This window comes from Nocardioides sp., from assembly GCF_024509035.1.
Taxonomy (GTDB): domain Bacteria; phylum Actinomycetota; class Actinomycetes; order Propionibacteriales; family Nocardioidaceae; genus Nocardioides.
The window spans coordinates 12,268-33,610 of record NZ_JANINT010000146.1 but is presented as its reverse complement, the minus strand read 5'-3'; the positions used below and the strand labels follow the sequence as shown (position 1 = coordinate 33,610).

Genomic DNA, 21,343 nt, shown 5'->3' with positions numbered 1-21,343 from the left:
GGGGAGGCGCTCGTCGTGCCGGACGCCCGGGCCGACCAGCGCTTCGCGGGGCTGCCCTCCGTGGTCGGCGAGCCGTTCATCCGGTCCTACGTCGGGCAGCCGCTCCGCGGCCCGGACGGCAGCCACATCGGCGCGGTCTCCCTGCTCAGCGACGGGCCCTGCGAGGTCCCGCCGACGGGGCTGGCGATGCTGCGCGACATCGCCGACTGGGTGGAGAAGGAGCTGTTCCTCGACAGCGAGGTCGAGCAGGCGGCCGTCGTCCAGCAGCGACTGCTCCCCAAGCGCCCGCCCGCGCTGCTCGGCCTGGAGGTGGCGGGCTCGTGCCGTCCGGCGCGCGACGTCGGCGGTGACTTCTACGACTGGTTCAGCTGTGAGGGCATGGTCCAGGTCGCGCTCGCCGACGTGATGGGCAAGGGCATGGGCGCCGGCATCGTGGCCGCCAGCGTGCGCGCGGCCCTGCGCGCGGCCTCGCCCGCCCACGACATCGCCAACGCGGTCACCCGGGTGGGCACGAGCCTCGAGACCGACCTCGTCGAGAGCTCCACGTTCGTCACCCTGTTCACCGCGCGCATCGACTCCGACACCGGCGACGTGACCTACGTCGACGCCGGGCACGGCCTCGGCGTCGTGCTCTCGGCCGACGGCGGCGTACGCCGGCTGACGACCGGGGACCTCCCCGTCGGGGCGCTGCCGGGCTGGCGGTGGACGAGCGGTTCGACGGTGCTGGAGCCGGGGGAGCGGCTCATCGTCGTCAGCGACGGCTACGTCGACCCCTTCCAGCACCCCGGCGAGGCTCTCGAGGTCCTGCTGCCGCACCTGCACCCGCACGCGACCGCTGCCGAGACCGTCGACATCATCATGCGCCTGGCCGAGGACTACGAGGTCGGCGACGACATGACGGTCCTCGTGGTCCGCCGGACCGACGGGTGAGGCCCCGAGCCCGCTCCGGCCGCGTGGCAGCGGCGGCCGCGCTCGCCATGGTCCTCACGACGCTGCTGACCCCCGCGCTCGCCTCGCCGACGCCACCTCGCACGCATCCGACCGCGCCGGGTCGCGGACCGGTGCCCGCCCGGGTGGTCCTCGCGCCGCAGAGCGGGGCGTGGCTGGGCGTGTCGATCGACTGGGCCAACGACTCGCTGTCGGCGTACGCGGACCGGCTCGGCCGGCGGCCGGCCGTCGCGGTGAGCTTCGTGCAGATGCCGCTGACCCGCGACGACCGACGCAACCTCGACGCGGCCGTCGACCAGGCCCGCCAGGTGGGCAGCATGCTGCTGGTGACCCTCGAGCCGCACCGCGGGCTCGCGGCCGTGACCCCGCGCGCCACCACGCAGCTCGCCATGCGGCTCGCCGGCTACCAGCGCCTCGGAGTCACGACGTTCGTCCGCTTCGCCCACGAGATGAACGGCTCCTGGTACCCGTGGTCCCAGGACCCGGCGGCGTACGTCCGGACGTTCCGGCAGGTGGCCGCGACCGTGCACCGGATCTCACCGCGCAGCGCGATGATGTGGGCGCCGAACTACGGCGGGGGCTACCCGTTCACCGGCGGCCGCTACCAGGCGCCGGCCGGCAGCGAGCGCGCCGCTCTGCTGGACACCGACGGCGACGGCGCCGTCACCGGTGCCGACGACCCCTACCGGCCCTACTGGCCCGGCAGCGCGGCCGTCGACTGGGTCGGCATGTCGGTCTACCACTGGGGCAGCACCTATCCGTGGGGCGAGAACGAGGTGCCCGAGCCCGGCAAGTTCGCCGACCTGCTGCACGGGACCTACGACGGCCTCGCCGGCGACGAGACCGGCGTCCCGGACTTCTACGCGGAGTACGGCGTCGCCATGGACCGGCCAGTCGCGGTCACCGAGACGGCCGCGTTCTACGTGCCCGGGGCGGGCGGGGCACGCGAGCTCGCGGTCAAGCGGGCCTGGTGGCGCCAGGTGCTCGCGCCGGCGATCCACCGGGATCTCCCGATGCTGAAGATGGTCAACTGGTTCGAGTGGTCCAAGCCCGAGCCCGAGGTCGGGACCGTGGTCGACTGGTCGGTGACCCGGACGAAGTCCATCCGGACGGCCTTCCGTCGCGACCTGCCGGGCTGGCTGCGTGGGGCTAGCCTCGCGAAAGATCGAGGCTAGCGCGCCAGTGCCACGACCGCCGCACACGCACACGCCCACAGCACGCTGACGAACGTCCCGATGATGAACCGTTCGGCCGCACCGGTGCGGACGCCGTCCTCGGCGGCGCGGAGCTCGGGGTAGCGTCCCAGGCCCTTGACGGCCAGGACGACCGCGAGCCCCTCGGGCCAGCCGGCGACGAGGGAGGCCAGGATCGCGCCCCGCTCGAGGGCGCCGATCCAGGCGCCGCCGCGCAGCACGCGGCCGGCGGACTGCATCGAGTCCGGAGGTGCCTCGCGCCGGTCGACGAGGTCGAAGACCAGCGCGGTCACCGGCCCTCCTCCGGCGACGGCGAGGGCGCCGGCGAGCAGCACGAGGACAGTGGTGAGCCCGCGCCCCTCGACGCTCACCGAGGGCGGGGCTGCGGCGACGATGCCGGCGGCGAGCAGCACGAGGAGGGCTGCCGGCGCCCAGATGCGGCGGGCGGTGCGCGCCCAGGCGCCGACGGCGCAGAGCAGCCCGAAGGCGAGCAGCACGAGGACCAGGGCGCCCCAGGTGTCGGCGGTCACGTCGTCTCCTCCAGCAGGATCCGGGCGAGGACCCCGGCCAGCTCCTCGGCCCGCCGTGCCTCGACGATGCCGGCGGCCTGGGCGCGCTGGCTGACCGCTGACTGGCTGATGCCGAGCCGCTTGCCGGTCTCGGCGTAGGAGAGTCCGTCGGCGACGAGGTCGGCGACCTCCCAGCCGCGGGCGGTGCGCCGCGCCAGCACCGCGGCCCAGAGCCAGAGCGTGCTCTCGAGGGCGCGCCCCGCCCAGTGGTCGGCCACGACGCGCACGTGCCACGGGCTGGTCTTGGCCTCGGTGACGGCGACGCGCGCCTGCAGGAAGACCGGACCGCGCCCCGCGCGGGAGTGGTCGGGGAGCGGCTCCTCGACCGTGCCGACCCCGACGCCGACGTACCACCGGTCGTCACGGAGCAGCTCACCGATCGCGGCCATGGCCGCGTCCGGGTCGTCGAGGACGCCCTGCAGCTCGTCGCCCGCGGTGCGCTCGAAGGCCAGGAGCGTCGGGATCGGCGCCAGCCGCTCGAGGGTCGCGGGGATGCGGTCCTCCGAGTGACGGCTGTCGCGTTGGTCGACGGTGAGCACGATGGCGACGGGCATGAGGCTCCTTCCTGAAGAAGAGCCTAGATTAGGGAAAAACCTAATGCAACCGCGCGATAAGGAAATAACCTCACCTGCGGCCGATGATGCCGACCACCGGCGGCGCCTTATGGTTGACGACCGAGACGCGGAACCCACCCTCGACGAGCGCCGCTGAGGCCTTCTTCACGATCGTGGGGACCAGCTCGGGTCGGTTGGCCTCGTAGAACAAGAACACGTCACCGCCGGGGACGACGCGCTCGTGCAGCAGCGCGACCTCCTCGGCGCAGGAGCGCACCCAGAACAGGTTGACGTTGAACGCGAAGACCTTGTTCAGGCGCTTCACCGGCACCCGCAGGGTCGCCAGGTCGATCTGGCGCACGGTGAGCCGTCCCGACTCGACGTGCTGGGCGCACCGGCGCTTGGTGCGGTCGACCCCGGACTCGGACCGGTCGATCGCGAACAGCTTCCCGGTCTCGAGACGCTCGCAGATCAGCTCCGCTCCCGCTCCGGGGCCACAGCCGATCTCCAGGACGTGGTCGGACGGCTGGACGTCCATGATGTCCACCGCCCACCTGATCCGGGGCGGGATCGTCTGCGCTGCCATGGGGTCCAGCCTGCCAGACGCCGACCCGGCCCGGGAGGACCGGCTCGCCTCGTCCGCCGCACGACGGCTCAGGAGTCGCGCCCTAGTAGGTTGTCGGGCGTGATGAAGGTCGGAGTGCTCGGAGCGCGGGGCAAGGTCGGGACCGAGGTCTGCCGGGCGGTCGAGGCCGCCGACGGCTTCGAGCTGGTCGCGCAGGTCGACGCCGGGGACGACATCGAGACGCTGGTGTCCTCCGGCGCCGAGGCGGTCGTCGACTTCACCCACCCCGACGTGGTGATGGGCAACCTCGAGTTCTGCATCGAGCACGGCCTCCACGCCGTGGTCGGTACGACCGGCTTCGACGACGCGCGCCTCGACCGGCTGCGCGCCTGGCTCGCCGGCTCGCCGCGCACCGGCGTGCTGATCGCGCCGAACTTCTCGATCGGTGCGATCTTGATGATGCGCTTCGCGGCCGTGGCTGCGCCGTTCTTCGAGTCCGTCGAGGTGGTCGAGCTCCATCACCCGACCAAGGCCGACGCGCCGTCGGGAACGGCGCGGCGTACGGCGGAGCTGATCGCCGCGGCCCGCCGGGAGGCCGGCGTCGGGCCGGTGCCCGACGCGACCACCACCGCCCTCGACGGTGCGCGCGGCGCGGACGTCGAGGGCATCCGCGTGCACGGGCTGCGGATCCGCGGATTGGTGGCCCACCAGGAGGTGATCCTGGGCGGGCTGGGGGAGACGCTCACGATCCGTCACGACTCGCTCGATCGCGCCTCGTTCACCCCCGGCGTGCTCGCCGGTCTGCGGGCGATCGGCGACCACCCGGGGCTCACGGTCGGGCTGGAACACTTCCTCGACCTGGCCTGAGGCCGATCCGCTCGGGGATCAGCACCAGGGCCGCGAGCAGCAGGACGTCGACCACCGCACCGATGACGGCGGCCCACAAGAAGACCACGCAGAGCACCAGTGAGGCGGCTGACGCGACGACGGCGACCGACCGCGCCGCACCGGCATGGCGCAGCACCATGACCCCGGCCACGGCCATCGCCAGACCGGCCGCGGCCCAGGTGGCCGACGCCATGCCGAGAACCACGTCGTTGCTCGCGTGCCAGGCCCCGCCGAGCAGGTCGGCGGGCTCGTCGTCGGAGATGCGTTGGATGTTCGACGTCGTCCCGACGCCGTGGGCGAGCGCGTGAAGCAGGAGTAGCACGCCGAGCGCGACGGCAGCGTCCAAGCGGTGCCGATGCCACTCCACCGAATGGGTGACAGCCATGCCCCCATGCTGCGAGCGCCGACATGGCTGCGCCAGAGGACAAGGGCCCTGGGGCCGGAACACTTCCTCGGCCTGCAGGGATCCGCCGGAAGATCGCCGGTTCTGCACGTTCCTGCATTGCAGGAATCCGCACGTACCGGCTGGTTCCCCTTCTCGTTGTGGCGGGTGAGGCTTCGTCTCCGAAGTCTCACCACCACCCCCACGAGAAGGACCACCACACATGCGCAGAATCTCGGGCGTCGCCACGGCGGCAGTTCTCGCTCTCACCGCCGTCGGCATCCAGGCCGGCGGCAGCCAGGCCGCTCCGCAGCGGCCCGACGCCGTCCAGGCCCTGCTCGCCCACCCGGGTGCGGCACTCGCCAGCAACGGCACGGCGTTCACCGTCACCCACACCGTCACCGACGCCGACGGCAGCACGCACGTCCGCATGGACCGCACCTACCGCGGACTGCCGGTCCTCGGCGGTGACCTCGTGGTCCACCGCGGCGCCTCCGACGGCTGGAAGGGCGTGACCCAGACGCTCGAGAACGAGGTGCACGTCTCCACGACCCCTGCGGTCGCCAAGAGCGCAGCGGCCGACCGCGCGACCGCCCGCACCAAGGCGACGCGGGGCATCACCGGAGCGAAGGCCGAGTCGAGCCGCCTGGTCGTCGACGCCACCACGGGCACGGCGCGGCTCGCCTGGGAGGTGATCACGGGCGGCACGCAGAAGGACGGCACGCCCAGCCGCCTCGCGACGTACGTCGACGCCACGACCGGCGCGGTGATCCGCCGCGAGCAGCAGATCCAGACCGCGGACGGGTCGGGCCAGTCGCTCTACTCCGGGACCGTCCCGCTGCAGCTGACGCTCTCGGGGTCGACGTACCAGCTCAAGGACCCGACCCGGGGCAACACCTACACGACCGACATGGGCAACGCGTCCGACTCGCTGGGGTGCCAGTACTTCGGCTTCAACTGCAAGGCCGGCACGCTCTTCACGAGCCCGGACAACCTGTTCGGCAACGGCTCCACCAGCAGCCGCGAGTCCGCCGCCGTCGACGCGCAGTACGGCACCAACATGACGTGGGACTTCTACAAGTCCACCTACGGACGCAACGGCATCTTCGGCAACGGGTCGGGCTCCTACAACCGCGTCCACTACGGCAAGAACTACGTCAACGCCTTCTGGGACGGCACCAAGATGACCTACGGCGACGGTGACGGCACCAACTACGGCCCGCTGGTCTCCCTCGACGTGGCCGGACACGAGATGTCCCACGGCGTCACGGAGAACACGGCGGGCCTGAGCTACTCGGGCGAGTCCGGCGGCCTCAACGAGGCGACCTCGGACATCTTCGGCACGATGGTGGAGTTCTACGCCGCGAACGCCAGCGACCCGGGCGACTACCTGATCGGTGAGGAGTTCGACCTCAAGAACCACGTCGGCTTCCGCCGGATGGACAACCCGGCGTCCGACGGGTCGTCGTTCAACTGCTGGTCCTCCACCGTCGGGACCGCCGACGTGCACTACTCCTCGGGCGTGGGCAACCACTTCTTCTACCTGCTCGCCGAGGGCTCGGGCGCCAAGACGATCGGCGGGGTCGCGCACAACAGCCCGACCTGCAACGGCTCGACCGTCACCGGCATCGGCCGGGACGCGGCGGCCGCGATCTGGTACCGCGCGCTGACGGTCTACATGACCTCCGGCACCAACTACGCCGGAGCGCGCACGGCCACGATGAGCGCCGCCAAGGACCTGTACGGCGCCGGCAGTGCTCAGCAGAACGCGGTGGCCGCGGCCTGGAGCGCGGTCAGCGTCAACTGATCCAGCACTGGCAGCAGGGCGGTGACCATGGTGGTCACCGCCCTGCTGTGCGTCTCAGGCCAGGGCGGCGAGGCCGTCGAGGACCCGCGCGAGACCGAAGTCCCAGGCCAGCCTCGCGTCCGAGGCGCCGCCCATCGCCTCCCCGGCCGCGGCGCCGACGGTCTGCGCGAGGGGGTGGCGATCGCCCAGGTACTCGGCGAGTCGCACGCTCCACTCCGGCCAGTGCTCGGCGAGCTCGGCGGCGTGCGGCCGCGGGCGCATCGCGACCGCGGCCGAGCGGGCGAAGTCGAGCACGAAGGTGAGGGCGGCGTCGCGGCTCACCGGTGGGAGGTGCAACGGCTCGAACGCGGCCAGCTCGTGGTCGTACTTCGCGATCGTGCCCGGCCCCAGAGCGCTGCGCTCGTCGGCGAGGTCCGTCAGCCAGGGATGTGCCTGCAGCAGCGCCAGGTTGGACTCCGCGACGAGCCGGACGCGCGATCGCCAGCCGAGCCTGCCGTAGGCCGGGCGGTCCATCCGCGCGTGCGCGGCGTCGGCCATCAGCACCAGGAGGTCGTCGCGGCTGTTGACGTGCGTGTAGACCGACATCGCCGAGACGCCGAGTCCCTCGCCGAGGCGCCGGATCGTCACCGCCTCGATGCCCTCGGCGTCGGCGAGCCCGATGGCGGTGTCGACCACCTGGCCGGTCGACACCCGGGTGCGCGGGCCACGGCTGCCCCCGGTGGGGGCGGCGGGGTGGTCGCGCCACAGCAGGTCGATCAGTGCCCGCGGCACGGTTCCTCCATGGCGGGAATCATTCCAGAGCGCGATACGTTGTACGCCGTACAGAGTTGTCCGAATGGGCGGGCAGCTCAGCACGAGGGGAGTCGCATGCACATCAGGTCCACCGCCATCTCGCTCAACGTCGCCGACGTCGAGGCGTCGGCGCTCTTCGCCATCGAGCACCTCGGGTTCACCGAGGCGATGTCCGCCGACGGGTTCGTCTCGCTGGCCCACCCCACGGCCGGCGTCAACGTCGTGTTCCTGCGCACCGGCCTGTCGACGTTCAAGCCGCAGGAGATCGCCGGCCCGGCCGGCCAGGGGCTGCTGCTCGCGTTCGAGGTCGACGGCCTGGACGCCGAGTTCGAGCGGATCAGCGAGGCCGGGGTGCGGGTGATCACGTCGCCGGAGACCGAGCCGTGGGGAGAGCGCTACTGCCAGTTCGCCGACGCCAACGGCATCGTCTGGCAGCTGGTCGAGTGGGTCGCGACGCCGGAGTAGTCCGGCTCCGGTGATCGAGCGGCGCCGGTGATCGAGCCTGTCGAGATCCCGGAAAGCAACGCAGGGCGGTGACCGTGGTGGTCACCGCCCTGCCTGCGCTGCGGGGGTTTGGAGGCTCGGGCGCTAGCGCGCCTTCGCAGCTCAACAATCGGGGTCGTCGGACCTCAAGGCTCGACGGTCACTTTGATGGCCTCGCCGTTCTGGACGATCGAGAACGCGTCGAGGACGTCGGAGAGCGGGATGTGGCGGGTGATCAGGTCCTTGACCGGGACCTGGCCCGTGGAGATGTACTCGAGGGCGCGCTTGTTGTGCTCGGGGGCCGAGCCGTTGGCGCCGTGGATGTGCAGCTGACGGTAGTGGACGATGTTGGAGTCGCAGGTGATCGTCGGGTTGGTCTTGGGCAGGCCGCCGAAGAACGAGATCCGACCGTTGCGGGCGGCCATCGCGATCGCCTGCTCCTGGGTGATGTTCGCAGCCGTCGCGGTGATGACGACGTCCGCCCCGCGGCCACCGGTGAGCTCCATGACCTTCTCGACGACGTCGACCTCCGAGCCGTTGATGGTCTCCTCCGGCTGCACGGCGGCGGCCGACATCGCAAGGCGGTCGGCGTTCACGTCGACGAGGTAGACCGGGCCGGCCTGGTGGACGCCGCGTGCGATGCGGATGTGCATGCAGCCGATCGGACCGGCACCGAAGACCACGACGGTGTCCCCGGGCTCGATGCCGAGCAGCTCCTGGGCGTTGATCGCGCAGGCGAAGGGCTCGGCGGCGGAGGCCTCGTCGAAACCGACGTTGTCGGGGATGCGGTTGAGGCCGTCGACCTTGAGGACCTGCTTCGGCACGATCATGTACTCGGCGAACCCGCCGTCGTACTGGTAGCCCATCGAGGTCTGGTTCTGGCAGACCGCCATCCAGCCCTTCGTGCACTCGTAGCACTCGCCGCACGGCACGGCGGCGATCACCTGGACGCGGTCGCCGACCGCCCAGCTCGCGCCGTACGTCGCGTTCACGTCCGCGCCCACCTCGACGACCTCGCCGGCGATCTCGTGGCCGATGGTCCGCGGGGGAGTGAGGTTCTGGTGGCCGTTGTGGAGGATCTTCACGTCGGTGCCGCACGTGGAGCAGTTGCGCACTCGCAGCTTGATCTCGTCGGGGCCGCAGGTGGGCTCCGGCACGTCCTCGAGTCGCACGTCCTCGGGTGCGTAGAAGCGCAGGGCCTTCATGTTCTCTCCTCGTCGCGGGTCGGTGGTGGACCCACCGTAGCACCGTTTATCTGTGTTTATCTGTGAACATGTGGCTCTAGGCCCTTGACGGAGCGTTTTTTGCGGAGATATACAGGCAATCACAGATTCGCCATGGCGCTCGTCACACCCGTGCCGGCCGCTGGGCGACAAGGTCCGACCAGCCTGCGCAGGCTGGCGCCTCAGGAGGAAGAGCAGCATGGCCACAGCCACGCAGACGCCGGCGGAGCGAACCTCGGCCCGCGTCCACGTCCAACGGTTCGGCACCTTCTTGTCGAACATGGTGATGCCCAACATCGGCGCGTTCATCGCGTGGGGCCTCATCACCGCGATGTTCATCGAGGTCGGCTGGCTGAATCTCGGCGGCGGCGACAACGCCTGGCTCAGCCCGCACGGCTGGGTCGCCCACATCGGCGGCTGGGGCGACTACGCGGGCGGCGGCATCGTCGGCCCGATGATCAAGTTCCTGCTGCCGGTGCTCATCGGCTACACCGGCGGCAAGATGGCCTACAACGACCTCACCCGCGGTGGTGTCGTGGGCGCGATCGCGACGTTCGGCGTCATCGCCGGCACCGAGATCCCGATGTTCATGGGCGCCATGATCATGGGCCCCCTCGGTGGCTGGAGCATGAAGCACATCGACAGCATGTGGGCCGGGAAGATCAAGCCGGGCTTCGAGATGCTGGTCGACAACTTCTCCGCCGGCATCTGGGGCGGCATCCTCGCCACGTTCGGCTTCTTCGCACTCAGCGACGTGCTCACCTGGATCTCCGACCGTCTCGGTGACGGCGTGGAGTTCCTGGTCAACCACGACCTGCTGCCGTTCGCCTCGTTCGTGATCGAGCCCGCCAAGGTGCTGTTCCTCAACAACGCCCTCAACCACGGCGTGCTGACCCCGCTGGGCCTCAACGAGTCGGCCGAGGGCGGCAAGTCGATCCTGTTCCTGCTCGAGGCCAACCCGGCCGCCGGCCTGGGCCTGCTGCTCGCCTACAGCATCTTCGGCAAGGGCATGGCGAAGGCGTCGGCTCCCGGCGCTGCGATCATCCACTTCTTCGGCGGCATCCACGAGGTCTACTTCCCCTACGTGCTGATGAAGCCCAAGCTGATCCTCGCGATGTTCGCGGGCGGCTTCACCCAGATCCTGATCAACGTCATCTTCTCCAGCGGTCTGCGGTCTCCCGCCGCCCCCGGCTCGGTGTTCGCGGTCTACATCTCCGCGCCGACCGACCTGAAGAACCTGACCGGCATCACCCTCTCGATCATCGGTGGCGCAGCGGCGTCCTTCTTCGTGGCGGCGATCCTGCTGAAGACCGACAAGACGATCGAGGCCGAGGACGAGCTCGTCACCGCTACCGCCAGCATGGAGGCGATGAAGGGCAAGAAGTCGGTGGCCTCCTCCCTGGTGACCGGCTCCGCCGCGACCAGCCACGTCGGCTCCATCACGAACATCGTGTTCGCCTGCGACGCCGGCATGGGCTCCTCCGCCATGGGCGCCTCGGTGCTGCGCAAGAAGATCCACGACGCCGGGTTCCCCGAGGTCACCGTGGTCAACAAGGCCATCGCCAACCTGACCGACACCTACGACCTCGTCGTCACCCACCAGGACCTCACCGCCCGCGCCCGGCAGAAGACCGGTTCGGCGATCCACGTCTCGGTGGAGAACTTCATGGCGAGCCCGCGCTACGACGAGATCGTCGAGCTGGTCCGCGAGCACAACGGTGCGGGTCGCGCGACGGTCGGTGCAGGCGCCGACGGAGAGGAGCCTGCCCTAGCCGGTGGGCTGCTGGCCGACGAGGCGATCGTGCTGGACGCGCCGACGGAGTCGCGCGACGCGGCCATCACGCGGGCCGGTGAGCTGCTGGTCTCGGCCGGCGCCGTCACCCCGGCGTACGTCGAGGCGATGCACGTGCGGGAGACCTCGGTCTCCACGGCCATGGGCAACCTCCTGGCCATCCCGCACGGCACCAACGAGGCGAAGGCGGCGGTGAGCCGCACCGCGCTGTCCTTCGTCCGCTACCCCGAGCCGATCGACTGGAACGGCAAGCAGGTGCGCTACGTCGTCGGCATCGCCGCCGTGGGCAACGAGCACCTCAAGCTGCTCGGCCGGATCGCCGAGGTGTTCGTCGATCCCGAGCAGGTCCGCCGGCTCGAGACCGCCACGTCGGTCGCCGACGTCCGCGCGGTCCTCGGGGAGGTCCAGCCGGTCTGACCGGCTGCACGTGGGGACGCTGGCCCGGAGGTCACACCATCCGGGCCAGCGCTGCCACGACCGCGGCGCCGAACACCACGACGAGGAACGGCGCCCGGAGCACCAGCAGCACCACCGCCACGATCAGCCCGAGGGCACGAGCATCCAGCACGATCTCGTGCCCTCGGGCCACCACCTGCACCGCGACGAGCGCGGAGAGCAGGGCCACCGGGATCAGGTCGGCGATCCGCTCGGCCACCGGATGCTCCAGGACGCGGGGCGGGACCGAGAGGCCTCCCAGCTTGAGCAGGTAGCAGCCCGCGCCGGTCGCCAGGACGGCCACCCACAGGGCGCTCATCCGCGCTCCCTGCGTGGCAGCACGCCGGCGACGAGCGCCACGCCGGCAGCCGCGAGCACGGGTACGCCGGCCGGCACGAGCGGCACGACGCCCAGCGCCACCGCGGCCGCGGCGACGGCGACGAGCTGGTTGGCGCGCGAGTGCAGCCTCGGCCACAGCAGGGCCAGGAAGGCGGCCCCGACGGCTGCATCCAGGCCGTAGGTGCGCGGGTCCCCGAGTGCGTTGCCCGCGACCGCGCCGGCGGCTGTCGCGAGGTTCCACAGCACGAAGATCGACGCGCCGGTCCAGGTGAAGGCGAGGCGGGCGGTGGCGGTCGAGGGCCGCGTCACCGCCATCGCCGTCGACTCGTCGATGAGCACGTGCGCGCCGAGCGTCCGGCGCCAGCCGGTCCACGCGAGCAGGGGCGCCATCCGCAGGCCGTAGAGCGTGTTGCGGGTGCCGAGCAGCAGCGCCGTCAGCGCGCCCGAGAGGGGAGTGCCGCCGGCCGCCACGACGCCGACCAGCGCGAACTGGCTCGCGCCGGTGAACGCCAGCAGCGACAGCGCGCACGTCTGCGCCACGGTGAGGCCGGCGGCGACGGAGACGGCGCCGAAGCCGACGCCGTACGCACCGGTGGCGAGCCCGACGCCCAGGCTGTCGCGGATGATCGACGAGCGCTCAGCAGGCTCGAGGGCAGGCTCGAGGGCAGGCTCGAGAGGGGCGTCGTTCACGCCCTGACGTTAACCGTGGAGCGGTCAGTGCCGGCGCACGCGCACGGGGCGTGGACGGTGGTGGAAGTCGTGCAGGAGCACGTACCCCAGGAGTGCGCCGGCGAGGGCGCCCCACGCCGCTCCGGCAACCGCGGCGGCCGACGCGGAGACGAACTGTGCGATCCAGATCCCGGACATGATGCCGACCGCGAACACGGTGGCGATGACGAGCATGCGGTACAGCGGCGGGAGTGGACCGAACACGAGTGGCCCCCGTTCTGGAGTGGATCTCCATCGTGCACCCGCTGCCCGGGATTTCAAGAGGCGTTCGCTAAGAGAGTGCTGTGTGCAGGCGGACCTGCTTGACCCGGGTCGTGCCCTCGCCGTCCAGGTCGAGCTCGCGGTGGGCGGTGTCGGCGGCCCAGCCGGCATCGGTGAGGAAGCCCCGCAGGACGTCGTCGGACGCGATCGTCCAGGTGACCGCGCGGGTGAAGCGGTCGGCCTGCATCGTGTCGACGGCCGCTTGCAGCAGCCGCGAGCCGTGGCCGCGACCGCGCTCGCCCGGGTCGACGGCCAGCTCGCGCAGCTCGGCGTCCGCGATCGGGTCGCAGTCGGGGTCGTCGGCGGGAGTGGTGATGGCCAGGCCGACCACGCGGTTGCGCTCGAGCGCGACGAGGACCCGGTTGCGAGCGTCCTTCGGGGCGGACAGCGACGCCCGCCACGCGGCGGCCGCCGCCTCGACCTGCTCGGGGCCGGGCAGCGCGTCCGCGGGAAGGAGGTCGGCGTAGGTCTCGCGCCAGGCGCGCAGCTGCACCTCGGCGATCGCGGGAGCGTCGTCGGCCCAGGCGACCCGGACGGAGACGTCGGCGCTCGGGCCGGGGGAGCTGCTCATGAGGTCATCCTGACAGCCGCCCCGTGGTGTTACACACTCATGCAGGAGCGGCTGTGATCTGTAACACGTGGTGGTAGCGTGCCCGCATGTCCGCTGAGGTGTCCTTCGACGAGCTGCTCGCCGACGACGGCCGGGTCGAGCCGCGCGACCCCATGCCCGAGGACTACCGCCGCTCGCTCGTGCGCCAGATCGCCCAGCACGCCCACTCCGAGATCATCGGCATGCAACCCGAGGGCAACTGGATCAGCCGCGCGCCGAGCCTGCGGCGCAAGGCGATCCTGATGGCGAAGGTGCAGGACGAGGCCGGCCACGGCCTCTACCTCTACGCCGCCGCCGAGACGCTCGGTGTCGACCGCGAGGACCTGCTCGACCAGCTGCACACCGGCCGGCAGAAGTACTCCTCGATCTTCAACTACCCGACGCTCACCTGGGCCGACGTCGGGGCGATCGGCTGGCTCGTCGACGGCGCCGCGATCGTCAACCAGGTCCCGCTGTGCCGCTGCTCCTACGGCCCCTACGCGCGGGCGATGATCCGGGTCTGCAAGGAGGAGTCCTTCCACCAGCGCCAGGGCTTCGAGATCCTGCACACGCTCGCTCACGGCACGCCGGCGCAGAAGGCGATGGCCCAGGACGCGGTCGACCGCTACTGGTGGCCGGCGCTGATGATGTTCGGTCCGCCCGACGCCGACTCGCCGCACTCCGCCCAGTCGATGGCGTGGGGGATCAAGCGGTTCTCCAACGACGAGCTGCGCCAGCGGTTCATCGACATGACTGTCCCCCAGGCCGAGGCGCTCGGGCTGACGCTGCCCGACCCCGAGCTGCGGTGGAACGCCGAGCGGGGCCACTACGACTCCGGGCCGATCGACTTCACCGAGCTGTTCGAGGTGATCCAGGGCAACGGCCCCTGCAACGCCCAGCGGATGGGTCACCGGGTGCGGGCCCACGAGGACGGGGCCTGGGTGCGCGAGGCGGCCTCGGCGTACGCGGCCAAGCAGGCCGCCCGGGCGGCCGGGGAGGTCGCGTGAGCACCCGCGACTGGCCGCTGTGGGAGGTCTTCGTCCGCTCCCGGCGGGGTCTGTCCCACGTGCATGTCGGCTCGCTGCACGCCCCGGACGCCGAGATGGCGCTGCGCAACGCCCGCGACGTCTACACCCGTCGCCAGGAGGGCGTCTCGCTGTGGGTGGTGCCGTCGGCCGAGATCGTGGCCTCCGAGGCCGGCCAGCGCGAGGAGTTCTTCGACCCCGCGGCCGACAAGATCTACCGGCACCCGACGTTCTACGAGATCCCCGAGGGCGTGGAGCACCTGTGATCACCCCACCGAGTTCTACTCCCTTCTCCTATGTCCTGGGCCTCGCCGACGACGCGCTCGTCTCCGCCCAGCGGATGGGCTGGTGGATCAGCCGTGCCCCTCAGCTCGAGGAGGACCTCGCGCTGGCCAACATCGGCCTCGACCAGCTCGGCCAGGCGCGCAACCTCCTGACCTACGCCGGGGAGCTCGAGGGCGCCGGCCGGTCCGAGGACGACCTCGCCTACCTGCGCGACGACCGGGACTTCCGCAACGTCTGGCTCGTCGAGCGTCCCCAGACCGACTTCGGGGTCGCCATGGCCAGGCTGCTGGTCTTCAGCGCCTGGCAGGCCGAGCTCTACGCGGCCCTGGCTCTCGGCGAGGACCCGACGCTGGCCGCCATCGCCGGGAAGGCCGTCAAGGAGGTGGCCTATCACCTCGACCACGCCCGTCGGTGGGTCGTGCGGCTCGGCGACGGCACCGAGGAGTCGCACGCGCGGATGCAGGTGGCGCTCGAGGCGGAGTGGCCCTACGTCGAGGAGCTCTTCGGCCCCGTCGACGGCGCCGTGGTCGACCCGGTCGCGCTGCGTGACGCGGTGCTCACGACCGTCGAGAGCGTGCTCGCGGAGGCGACGCTCGTGGTCCCCCAGGTCGCCCCCGCGCGCGGCGGCGGCCGCCGGGGCCTGCACACCGAGGACCTCGGCTACCTCCTGGCCGAGATGCAGCACCTGCACCGGTCGCACCCGGGGGCGACGTGGTGAGCCCGATGACCTCGATCGTCGGGGGCGGCGGCGCCTGGAAGATCGCAGCCGACATCCCCGATCCGGAGCTGCCGGTCGTGACGATCGCCGACCTCGGCATCCTGCGTGACGTCACCGAGGACGACCAGGGCCGTGTCCACGTCCGGATCACCCCGACGTACTCCGGCTGCCCGGCCATGGAGACGATCCGCACCGACCTCATCGAGACCCTGACGGCGGCGGGCTACCGGCACGTCGACGTCGAGTTCGTGCTCGCCCCGGCCTGGACGACGGACTGGATGAGCGAGGAGGCGAAGGCCAAGCTGCGTGCCTACGGCGTCGCACCACCCGGCGCCGGCCCGGTCAGCGTGCCGCTGGCCGTGCGCTGCCCGCAGTGCGGCTCGCTGGACACCCGCGAGTCGAGCCGCTTCGGGTCGACGGCCTGCAAGTCGCTGTGGGTCTGCCGCGCCTGTCGCGAGCCCTTCGACCACTTCAAGGCCATCTGATGGGACGGAGCTGAGTGTCCGCCACGTTCCACTCGCTGCGGGTCGCGGCGATCGACGAGCTCACCGACGACGCCGTCGCGCTGACCTTCGAGGTCCCCGACGAGCTGGCGCGAGAGTTCGACTTCGTCCCGGGCCAGCACCTGTCGATCCGCGGGGGAGCGGGTGCGACCGACGAGGTGCGCCGTTCCTACTCGCTGTGCACCTCGCCGGCCTCGGGCGAGCTCCGGATCGGCGTCAAGCGGCTGCCCGGCGGCGCGTTCAGCGAGGGGGTGGTCGGCCGGCTGCGCGTCGGAGACCACCTCGACGTGATGACGCCCGCGGGGAGGTTCACCGCGGCGATCGACCCGGCCGCCCGGCGTACGCACGTGGCGATCGCCGCCGGCTCCGGCATCACCCCCGTCCTGTCGATCGTCACGGCGATCCTGGAGGGCGAGCCGGAGTCGTCGGTGCTGCTGGTCTACGCCAACCGCACCCACCGCTCGGTGATGTTCCTCGACGAGGTCCACGACCTCAAGGACGCCTATCCGACGCGGCTGCAGATCGTGCACGTGCTCTCCCAGGAGCGCCAGGACGTCGACCTGCTCTCCGGCCGGCTCGACGGCGCGCGGCTCGAACGGATCCTCGCGGCGCTGATGCCTGCGACCGAGGTCGACGAGTGGTACCTCTGCGGCCCCCAGCAGATGGTCGGCGAGCTGCGCGGGACGCTCGACGGTCTGGGGGTCGAGGCCCGCCGCGTGCACAGCGAGCTCTTCCACGCCGACCCCGTCGCGCGCGTGCCGGTCTCCGCGCTCGCCGGCGCACCCGAGGGCGCGGCTCGGGTGACGGTCCGGCTCGCGGGGCGCGCCTCCGACCTCGACCTGCGGCCCGACGACGTCCCGGTGCTCGAGGCCGCGTTGCGGGTCCGCTCCGACCTGCCGTTCGCGTGCAAGGGCGGCGTGTGCGGCACCTGTCGCGCACGGGTCGTCGAGGGGAGCGTCGCGATGGATGCGAACTGGGCGCTCGAGCCCGAGGAGATCGAGCGCGGCTACGTGCTCACCTGCCAGGCGCACCCGACCTCGGACCGCGTGGTGGTCGATTTCGACGGGTGACTAGTGTCGCCGACATGGAGATTCGCAACCTCGGCCGCAGTGGACTGAAGATCTCGGAGATCGCCTACGGCAACTGGCTCACCCACGGCTCCCAGGTCGAGGAGGACGCCGCCACCGCGTGCGTCCGGCAGGCGCTCGACGAGGGCATCACGACCTTCGACACCGCCGACGTCTACGCCAACACCGCCGCCGAGTCGGTGCTCGGCCGCGCGCTGAAGGGCGAGCGCCGCGAGGGCCTGGAGATCTTCACCAAGGTCTACTGGCCGACCGGCCCGGGCAAGCACAACGACCACGGCCTCTCCCGCAAGCACATCATGGAGTCGATCAACGGCTCGCTCACCCGCCTCGGCACCGACTACGTCGACCTCTACCAAGCCCACCGCTACGACGACGAGACCCCGCTCGAGGAGACGATGGAGGCGTTCGCCGACGTCGTCCGCCAGGGCAAGGCGCTCTACATCGGAGTCTCGGAGTGGCGCGCCGACGACATCCGCCGCGCCCACGAGCTGGCCCGCGAGCTCAAGATCCCCCTGGTCTCCAACCAGCCGCAGTACTCCATGCTCTGGCGGGTCATCGAGGCCGAGGTCGTCCCGACCTGCGAGGAGCTCGGCATCGGCCAGATCGTCTGGTCGCCGATCGCCCAGGGCGTGCTGACCGGCAAGTACCTTCCCGGCCAGGCCCCGCCGGCGGGCTCGCGCGCCACCGACGAGAAGGGCGGCGCGAACATGATCGGGCGCTGGATGCAGGACGACGTCCTCGAGCGGGTCCAGCTGCTCCAGCCGATCGCGCAGGAGGCCGGCCTGACCATGGCCCAGCTCGCGGTCGCCTGGGTGCTGCAGAACAGCAACGTCTCGGCGGCCATCATCGGCGCCAGCCGGCCCGAGCAGGTCACCGACAACGTCAAGGCCGCCGGCGTGCGCCTCGACGAGGCCACGCTGAGGGCCATCGACGAGGCCGTGGACCCGGTCGTCGAGCGCGACCCCGCGCAGACGCGCAACCCCCGGCGCCGCGACCTCGGCTCGTAGGCCAGGCGCGGGCGGGACGTTCCCCGAGGTCTAGCGGTAGTCCTCGGGGAGGGTCTGGCCGATCTTCACCTTCGCCTTGGGCAGCCGCATGAACTTCATCTGCAGCGCCCGGGTGACGGCGTAGTAGGTCAGGCCCTTCGTGGGGCTGTTCGGGAAGCGTCGGGACATCTCGCGGCGCAGCCGGAAGCGCAGCACCAGCATGTCGGCGAGCACCATCACGACGGTCACCAGGAGCACGGTGCTGCCGATGTTGGCCAGCTGGCGGCTGCCGGAGTAGGACAGCACCATCGTGACCAGCATCAGCGGGATGACCAGCTCGATGAGCGAGAACCTGCTGTCGACGAAGTCGCGGATGAACCGCCGCTCCGGCCCCCGGTCGCGGGCCGGGTAGTAGCGCTCGTCGCCCGACTTCATCGCCTGACGGATGCTCTGGCTGGACTGGGAACGGGCCGCACGCTGGGCGGCCATCTGCTCCTTGCGGGTGCGCGGGACCTTCGCGCGCGCCTTGGCGGCCGCCTCCGCCTCCCGCCGGGTGGGCGTCGGACGGCCCTTGCCGCCCACCTTGGTGACGGTGGGCGTGGGAGCGGTGGTCTCGGTCTTGTTGCGACGGAACAACGGAGGGCCTTACACGGGGTCGGACAGGGCGGGTGCTGATCGAGCACCAGACTACCGGCGCCGTCGCACGTGCTTGCGTTTGAGCCTAGGCTGGGGCCTCGACCGGCGTACGCCGGCGAATGACCCCAAGACTCAGCATGACTGGAGAGGGATCCGTCCTCATGGGTATGTGGCAGCGCATCAGCCTGATCTTCCGCTCGAAGGCCAACAAGGCCCTCGACCGCGCCGAGGACCCGCGGGAGACCCTCGACTACAGCTACCAGCGCCAGCTCGAGCTGCTCTCGAAGGTGCGCCGCGGCGTCGCGGACGTCGCGACCAGCCGCAAGCGGGTCGAGCTGCAGATCAACCAGCTCGAGCAGCAGTCGGCCAAGCTCCAGGACCAGGCCCAGAAGGCCATCACGATGGACCGCGAGGACCTGGCGCGTGAGGCGCTGACCCGCAAGTCCGGGCTGACCACCCAGATCAACGACCTCAAGACCCAGCACGCCCAGCTCCAGGGTGAGGAGGAGAAGCTCACCTTGGCCCAGCAGCGGCTGCAGGCCAAGGTCGAGGCGTTCCGCACCCGCAAGGAGACCATCAAGGCGACCTACACGGCAGCCGAGGCCCAGACGCGCATCAACGAGGCGATGTCCGGCATCGGCGACGAGATGGGCGACGTGGGCGCGGCGATCCAGCGCGCCGAGGACAAGACCGCGCAGATGCAGGCTCGCGCCGGTGCGATCGACGAGCTGATCGCCTCGGGTGCGCTCGACGACGTCAGCGCCGTCAGCTCCGGTGACGACATCGCCCGCGAGCTCGACGCGATGAGCTCGCAGGCCGACGTCGAGGCCGAGCTCGCCGCGCTCAAGGCCGGCAGCAGCCCGCAGGCGATCGAGGGCGCCGAGACCGGTGGCGCGATCCTCCAGGCCGAGGCTGAGAAGGAAGGCACCGAGGGGAACCAGGCCTGACCCCTCGCCGTTGTCCTGGGTGAGACCATCCCATTGGTCACCAGGGAGAATGGACACATGGCACGCACGCGTTTCGTCGGCGACGCCGGGCTGACGGCCCGGATGACGCTGGTGATGTTCCTGCTCGGCGCCCTGTTCGTCGGGCTGATCGCGATCGTCGGCACGATCTTCGCGAGCTCCTTCGGAGCGGGCGCGGGCGTCCTGATCGGAGTCGTGGGCCTCGGGATCGTCTGGTTCCAGTGGTACAAGTCCGACACGGTCGCGATGAAGGCGATGCGGGCCCGTGAGGTCAGCCGGGAGCAGGCCCCGGAACTGCACGACATGATCGAGCGGCTCTGCGCGCTCGCCGACATGCCCAAGCCTCGCATCGGCGTGGCCGACACCGACCTGCCCAACGCGTTCGCCACCGGCCGCTCACCCCAGCGGTCGGTCGTCGTCGTCACCACCGGCATCCTGCGCCGCCTCACCGCCGAGGAGCTCGAGGGCGTGCTCGCCCACGAGCTCTCCCACGTCGCGCACCGCGACGTGCTGGTCATGACCGCCGCCTCGAGCGCCGGCATCGTCGCGGGGATGCTCACCCGGGGATCGCAGTACGGCGCCTTCTTCGGCGGCGGGCGTCGCGACAACAACAACGGCGGTCTGCCGATCTGGCTGGTCGTGCTGCTGGTGAGCCTGGTGACCTACGCGATCAGCTTCCTGCTGCTCAAGCTGCTCTCGCGCTACCGCGAGCTCTCGGCCGACCGCGCTGGCGCCTATCTCACGATGAAGCCGCAGGCGCTCGCCTCGGCGCTGCAGAAGATCACCGGTGAGATCAACCAGATCCCTCAGCGCGACCTGCGCCAGGCCAGCGCGATGAACGCGTTCTTCATCGCCCCCGCGGTGCAGGGCGTCTCGCTGCGGACCCTCACCTCGACCCACCCGACGCTCGAGCAGCGCCTCGAGCAGCTCGCGAAGATCCAGGCCGAGCTCGGCCGGCCGGCGGCGTAGCCGACACTGGCTGCATGGGATTCTGGGACGTCATCGCCGGCCGCAGCCGGCCCAAGGCCGCGAACCTCGACTCGTTGTTCCTGGTGCCGAGCGCCGCGATCACGCTGCAGACCGCCATCGGTCTCACTCCCACCGGCGAGGGGTCGGTCTGCTACCGGGCGGCCGCGGGTGCCGCCTTCCAGCAGACGCAGGACGACGTGGTGGCCCTGCTCGACGCGGACCCCGATGCTCCGGACGTGCAGGTCTCGCGCGACGAGTACGGCTTCACCTGGCTGGTCGCCCACCGCGACCCCTCCGACACCGCCGGCCTGTGCACCGACCTGCACGCGGTCAACACGGCGCTCGAGGCCCAGGGGTTCGGCACCGGGCTGCTGTGCTCGCTGGTGCCGTTCGCCGACGTGTCCGGCCGCCGGGTCGGCCTGGTCTACCTCTACAAGCAGGGCACGTTCTACGCGTTCGCGCCCCAGCCCGGCTCGGGCCGTGAGCGCGACAACCTGCTCGAGATCCAGATCCGCGACACCCTGGCTGCGGAGCTGCCGATGGAGCAGGACCTCGGCCGTTGGCTGGCCGTCTGGGGCGCGCCCGGGCTGTGACGTCTCGGGTGCTCGGCCGGACGCGT

The 21,343-nt window shown here is 71.2% G+C and carries 26 protein-coding genes; 15 read left to right on the top strand and 11 right to left on the bottom strand.

Going from position 1 to position 21,343, the window contains the following annotated elements; translation table 11 throughout:
• Together Q0L15_RS11735 and Q0L15_RS11730 are read left to right on the top strand one after the other, a co-directional pair.
• On the top strand, positions 1–930 hold a 930-nt coding region (locus Q0L15_RS11735; protein ID WP_296604555.1), incomplete at its 5' end, for a SpoIIE family protein phosphatase.
• Positions 931–953: 23 nt separating this feature from the next.
• Positions 954–2,123, top strand: a complete 1,170-nt coding sequence (locus tag Q0L15_RS11730; RefSeq protein WP_296604554.1) for a hypothetical protein — start codon at positions 954–956, stop codon at positions 2,121–2,123.
• Here the strand turns inward: Q0L15_RS11730 and Q0L15_RS11725 are convergent.
• From Q0L15_RS11725 to Q0L15_RS11715, 3 genes are all read right to left on the bottom strand, one after another.
• Positions 2,120–2,671: a hypothetical protein gene (locus Q0L15_RS11725; RefSeq protein WP_296604553.1), complete on the bottom strand. Its 552-nt coding sequence runs from the start codon at positions 2,669–2,671 to the stop codon at positions 2,120–2,122. The two genes, Q0L15_RS11730 and Q0L15_RS11725, sit on opposite strands and share 4 nt — an antisense overlap.
• Positions 2,668–3,264, bottom strand: a complete 597-nt coding sequence (locus Q0L15_RS11720) for a transposase (protein WP_296604552.1) — start codon at positions 3,262–3,264, stop codon at positions 2,668–2,670. Before Q0L15_RS11720 ends, Q0L15_RS11725 begins: the two co-directional genes overlap by 4 nt.
• A 70-nt stretch (positions 3,265–3,334) precedes the next feature.
• Entirely contained in the window at positions 3,335–3,850 is a 516-nt protein-coding gene (locus Q0L15_RS11715) for a trans-aconitate 2-methyltransferase (RefSeq protein WP_296604550.1), read from the bottom strand.
• A 99-nt stretch (positions 3,851–3,949) separates the two neighbouring features.
• On the opposite strand from Q0L15_RS11715, the gene dapB reads away from it, so the two are divergent.
• Positions 3,950–4,696: a 4-hydroxy-tetrahydrodipicolinate reductase gene (gene dapB / locus Q0L15_RS11710; RefSeq protein ID WP_296604548.1), complete on the top strand. Its 747-nt coding sequence runs from the start codon at positions 3,950–3,952 to the stop codon at positions 4,694–4,696.
• Here dapB and Q0L15_RS11705 read toward each other — a convergent pair.
• Positions 4,659–5,102: a hypothetical protein gene (locus Q0L15_RS11705; protein ID WP_296604546.1), complete on the bottom strand. Its 444-nt coding sequence runs from the start codon at positions 5,100–5,102 to the stop codon at positions 4,659–4,661. The two genes, dapB and Q0L15_RS11705, sit on opposite strands and share 38 nt — an antisense overlap.
• Positions 5,103–5,322: 220 nt before the next feature.
• Here Q0L15_RS11705 and Q0L15_RS11700 point away from each other — a divergent pair, with 220 nt between their 5' ends.
• The gene (locus Q0L15_RS11700) at positions 5,323–6,906 is read left to right on the top strand and encodes a M4 family metallopeptidase (RefSeq protein WP_296604545.1); all 1,584 of its coding nucleotides are present in this window, start codon (positions 5,323–5,325) and stop codon (positions 6,904–6,906) included.
• Positions 6,907–6,960: 54 nt separating this feature from the next.
• On the opposite strand, the gene Q0L15_RS11695 is transcribed toward Q0L15_RS11700, so the two are convergent.
• Positions 6,961–7,677: a TetR/AcrR family transcriptional regulator C-terminal domain-containing protein gene (locus tag Q0L15_RS11695; protein ID WP_296604543.1), complete on the bottom strand. Its 717-nt coding sequence runs from the start codon at positions 7,675–7,677 to the stop codon at positions 6,961–6,963.
• A gap of 96 nt (positions 7,678–7,773) precedes the next feature.
• Here Q0L15_RS11695 and Q0L15_RS11690 point away from each other — a divergent pair, with 96 nt between their 5' ends.
• The gene (locus Q0L15_RS11690) at positions 7,774–8,163 is read left to right on the top strand and encodes a VOC family protein (protein ID WP_296604541.1); all 390 of its coding nucleotides are present in this window, start codon (positions 7,774–7,776) and stop codon (positions 8,161–8,163) included.
• A 164-nt stretch (positions 8,164–8,327) separates the two neighbouring features.
• Here the strand turns inward: Q0L15_RS11690 and Q0L15_RS11685 are convergent, their stop codons facing one another.
• Positions 8,328–9,386 (bottom strand): zinc-dependent dehydrogenase, encoded by a 1,059-nt coding sequence (locus tag Q0L15_RS11685; protein WP_296604540.1) that lies wholly within the window; start codon positions 9,384–9,386, stop codon positions 8,328–8,330.
• A 217-nt stretch (positions 9,387–9,603) separates the two neighbouring features.
• On the opposite strand from Q0L15_RS11685, the gene Q0L15_RS11680 reads away from it, so the two are divergent.
• Positions 9,604–11,613 (top strand): PTS mannitol transporter subunit IICBA, encoded by a 2,010-nt coding sequence (locus Q0L15_RS11680; protein WP_296604538.1) that lies wholly within the window; start codon positions 9,604–9,606, stop codon positions 11,611–11,613.
• Between the two features lie 31 nt (positions 11,614–11,644).
• On the opposite strand, the gene Q0L15_RS11675 is transcribed toward Q0L15_RS11680, so the two are convergent.
• The 4 genes from Q0L15_RS11675 to Q0L15_RS11660 form a co-directional block, all read right to left on the bottom strand.
• The gene (locus Q0L15_RS11675) at positions 11,645–11,950 is read right to left on the bottom strand and encodes an AzlD domain-containing protein (protein ID WP_296604536.1); all 306 of its coding nucleotides are present in this window, start codon (positions 11,948–11,950) and stop codon (positions 11,645–11,647) included.
• Complete coding sequence (locus Q0L15_RS11670; protein ID WP_296604535.1) at positions 11,947–12,660, bottom strand: AzlC family ABC transporter permease; 714 nt, start codon at positions 12,658–12,660, stop codon at positions 11,947–11,949. Before Q0L15_RS11670 ends, Q0L15_RS11675 begins: the two co-directional genes overlap by 4 nt.
• A 24-nt stretch (positions 12,661–12,684) precedes the next feature.
• Positions 12,685–12,903: a hypothetical protein gene (locus Q0L15_RS11665; RefSeq protein WP_296604533.1), complete on the bottom strand. Its 219-nt coding sequence runs from the start codon at positions 12,901–12,903 to the stop codon at positions 12,685–12,687.
• A 67-nt stretch (positions 12,904–12,970) separates the two neighbouring features.
• On the bottom strand, positions 12,971–13,531 hold the full coding sequence (locus Q0L15_RS11660) for a GNAT family N-acetyltransferase (RefSeq protein ID WP_296604531.1): 561 nt from the start codon (positions 13,529–13,531) through the stop codon (positions 12,971–12,973).
• A gap of 86 nt (positions 13,532–13,617) precedes the next feature.
• On the opposite strand from Q0L15_RS11660, the gene paaA reads away from it, so the two are divergent.
• From paaA to Q0L15_RS11630, 6 genes are read left to right on the top strand one after another with little or no spacing between them, the layout of a single operon-like run.
• Entirely contained in the window at positions 13,618–14,556 is a 939-nt protein-coding gene (gene paaA, locus Q0L15_RS11655) for a 1,2-phenylacetyl-CoA epoxidase subunit PaaA (RefSeq protein ID WP_296604530.1), read from the top strand.
• The gene (gene paaB / locus Q0L15_RS11650; protein ID WP_296604529.1) at positions 14,553–14,840 is read left to right on the top strand and encodes a 1,2-phenylacetyl-CoA epoxidase subunit PaaB; all 288 of its coding nucleotides are present in this window, start codon (positions 14,553–14,555) and stop codon (positions 14,838–14,840) included. Before paaA ends, paaB begins: the two co-directional genes overlap by 4 nt.
• Positions 14,837–15,577, top strand: coding sequence for a 1,2-phenylacetyl-CoA epoxidase subunit PaaC (gene paaC / locus Q0L15_RS11645; protein ID WP_296604528.1), 741 nt, complete (start codon positions 14,837–14,839; stop codon positions 15,575–15,577). The genes paaB and paaC overlap by 4 nt, the downstream gene beginning before the upstream one ends.
• Before the next feature lie 5 nt (positions 15,578–15,582).
• Positions 15,583–16,062 (top strand): 1,2-phenylacetyl-CoA epoxidase subunit PaaD, encoded by a 480-nt coding sequence (gene paaD / locus Q0L15_RS11640; RefSeq protein WP_296604527.1) that lies wholly within the window; start codon positions 15,583–15,585, stop codon positions 16,060–16,062.
• 14 nt (positions 16,063–16,076) lie between these two features.
• Positions 16,077–17,150, top strand: a complete 1,074-nt coding sequence (gene paaE / locus Q0L15_RS11635; RefSeq protein ID WP_296604526.1) for a 1,2-phenylacetyl-CoA epoxidase subunit PaaE — start codon at positions 16,077–16,079, stop codon at positions 17,148–17,150.
• A gap of 14 nt (positions 17,151–17,164) precedes the next feature.
• Positions 17,165–18,175 carry an aldo/keto reductase family protein gene (locus Q0L15_RS11630; RefSeq protein ID WP_296604524.1) on the top strand — a complete coding sequence of 337 codons (1,011 nt, stop codon included), beginning with the start codon at positions 17,165–17,167 and terminating at the stop codon, positions 18,173–18,175.
• A 30-nt stretch (positions 18,176–18,205) separates the two neighbouring features.
• On the opposite strand, the gene Q0L15_RS11625 is transcribed toward Q0L15_RS11630, so the two are convergent.
• Complete coding sequence (locus Q0L15_RS11625) at positions 18,206–18,790, bottom strand: DUF3043 domain-containing protein (RefSeq protein WP_296604522.1); 585 nt, start codon at positions 18,788–18,790, stop codon at positions 18,206–18,208.
• Positions 18,791–18,951: 161 nt separating this feature from the next.
• Between Q0L15_RS11625 and Q0L15_RS11620 the strand changes: the two genes are divergently transcribed.
• The 3 genes from Q0L15_RS11620 to Q0L15_RS11610 are packed head-to-tail and all read left to right on the top strand — an operon-like array spanning position 18,952 to position 21,317.
• Positions 18,952–19,737 carry a PspA/IM30 family protein gene (locus Q0L15_RS11620; RefSeq protein ID WP_296604520.1) on the top strand — a complete coding sequence of 262 codons (786 nt, stop codon included), beginning with the start codon at positions 18,952–18,954 and terminating at the stop codon, positions 19,735–19,737.
• A gap of 57 nt (positions 19,738–19,794) precedes the next feature.
• Positions 19,795–20,724 (top strand): zinc metalloprotease HtpX, encoded by a 930-nt coding sequence (gene htpX / locus Q0L15_RS11615; protein WP_296604519.1) that lies wholly within the window; start codon positions 19,795–19,797, stop codon positions 20,722–20,724.
• 14 nt (positions 20,725–20,738) lie between these two features.
• Positions 20,739–21,317 carry a hypothetical protein gene (locus Q0L15_RS11610; RefSeq protein WP_296604517.1) on the top strand — a complete coding sequence of 193 codons (579 nt, stop codon included), beginning with the start codon at positions 20,739–20,741 and terminating at the stop codon, positions 21,315–21,317.
• Positions 21,318–21,343 lie beyond the last annotated feature (26 nt).

Bases quoted from the DNA above. Each gene is read 5' to 3' on its own strand.
- Q0L15_RS11680 (WP_296604538.1), top strand. From the start codon at position 9,604: ATGGCCACAGCCACGCAGACGCCGGCGGAGCGAACCTCGGCCCGCGTC.
- htpX (WP_296604519.1), top strand. From the start codon at position 19,795: ATGGCACGCACGCGTTTCGTCGGCGACGCCGGGCTGACGGCCCGGATG.
- Q0L15_RS11720 (WP_296604552.1), bottom strand. From the start codon at position 3,264: ATGCCCGTCGCCATCGTGCTCACCGTCGACCAACGCGACAGCCGTCAC.
- Q0L15_RS11700 (WP_296604545.1), top strand. From the start codon at position 5,323: ATGCGCAGAATCTCGGGCGTCGCCACGGCGGCAGTTCTCGCTCTCACC.
- Q0L15_RS11610 (WP_296604517.1), top strand. From the start codon at position 20,739: ATGGGATTCTGGGACGTCATCGCCGGCCGCAGCCGGCCCAAGGCCGCG.
- Q0L15_RS11630 (WP_296604524.1), top strand. From the start codon at position 17,165: ATGGAGATTCGCAACCTCGGCCGCAGTGGACTGAAGATCTCGGAGATC.
- Q0L15_RS11705 (WP_296604546.1), bottom strand. From the start codon at position 5,102: ATGGCTGTCACCCATTCGGTGGAGTGGCATCGGCACCGCTTGGACGCT.
- paaD (WP_296604527.1), top strand. From the start codon at position 15,583: ATGACCTCGATCGTCGGGGGCGGCGGCGCCTGGAAGATCGCAGCCGAC.
- Q0L15_RS11660 (WP_296604531.1), bottom strand. From the start codon at position 13,531: ATGAGCAGCTCCCCCGGCCCGAGCGCCGACGTCTCCGTCCGGGTCGCC.
- Q0L15_RS11715 (WP_296604550.1), bottom strand. From the start codon at position 3,850: ATGGCAGCGCAGACGATCCCGCCCCGGATCAGGTGGGCGGTGGACATC.
- paaA (WP_296604530.1), top strand. From the start codon at position 13,618: ATGTCCGCTGAGGTGTCCTTCGACGAGCTGCTCGCCGACGACGGCCGG.
- Q0L15_RS11690 (WP_296604541.1), top strand. From the start codon at position 7,774: ATGCACATCAGGTCCACCGCCATCTCGCTCAACGTCGCCGACGTCGAG.
- Q0L15_RS11675 (WP_296604536.1), bottom strand. From the start codon at position 11,950: ATGAGCGCCCTGTGGGTGGCCGTCCTGGCGACCGGCGCGGGCTGCTAC.
- Q0L15_RS11685 (WP_296604540.1), bottom strand. From the start codon at position 9,386: ATGAAGGCCCTGCGCTTCTACGCACCCGAGGACGTGCGACTCGAGGAC.
- Q0L15_RS11620 (WP_296604520.1), top strand. From the start codon at position 18,952: ATGGGTATGTGGCAGCGCATCAGCCTGATCTTCCGCTCGAAGGCCAAC.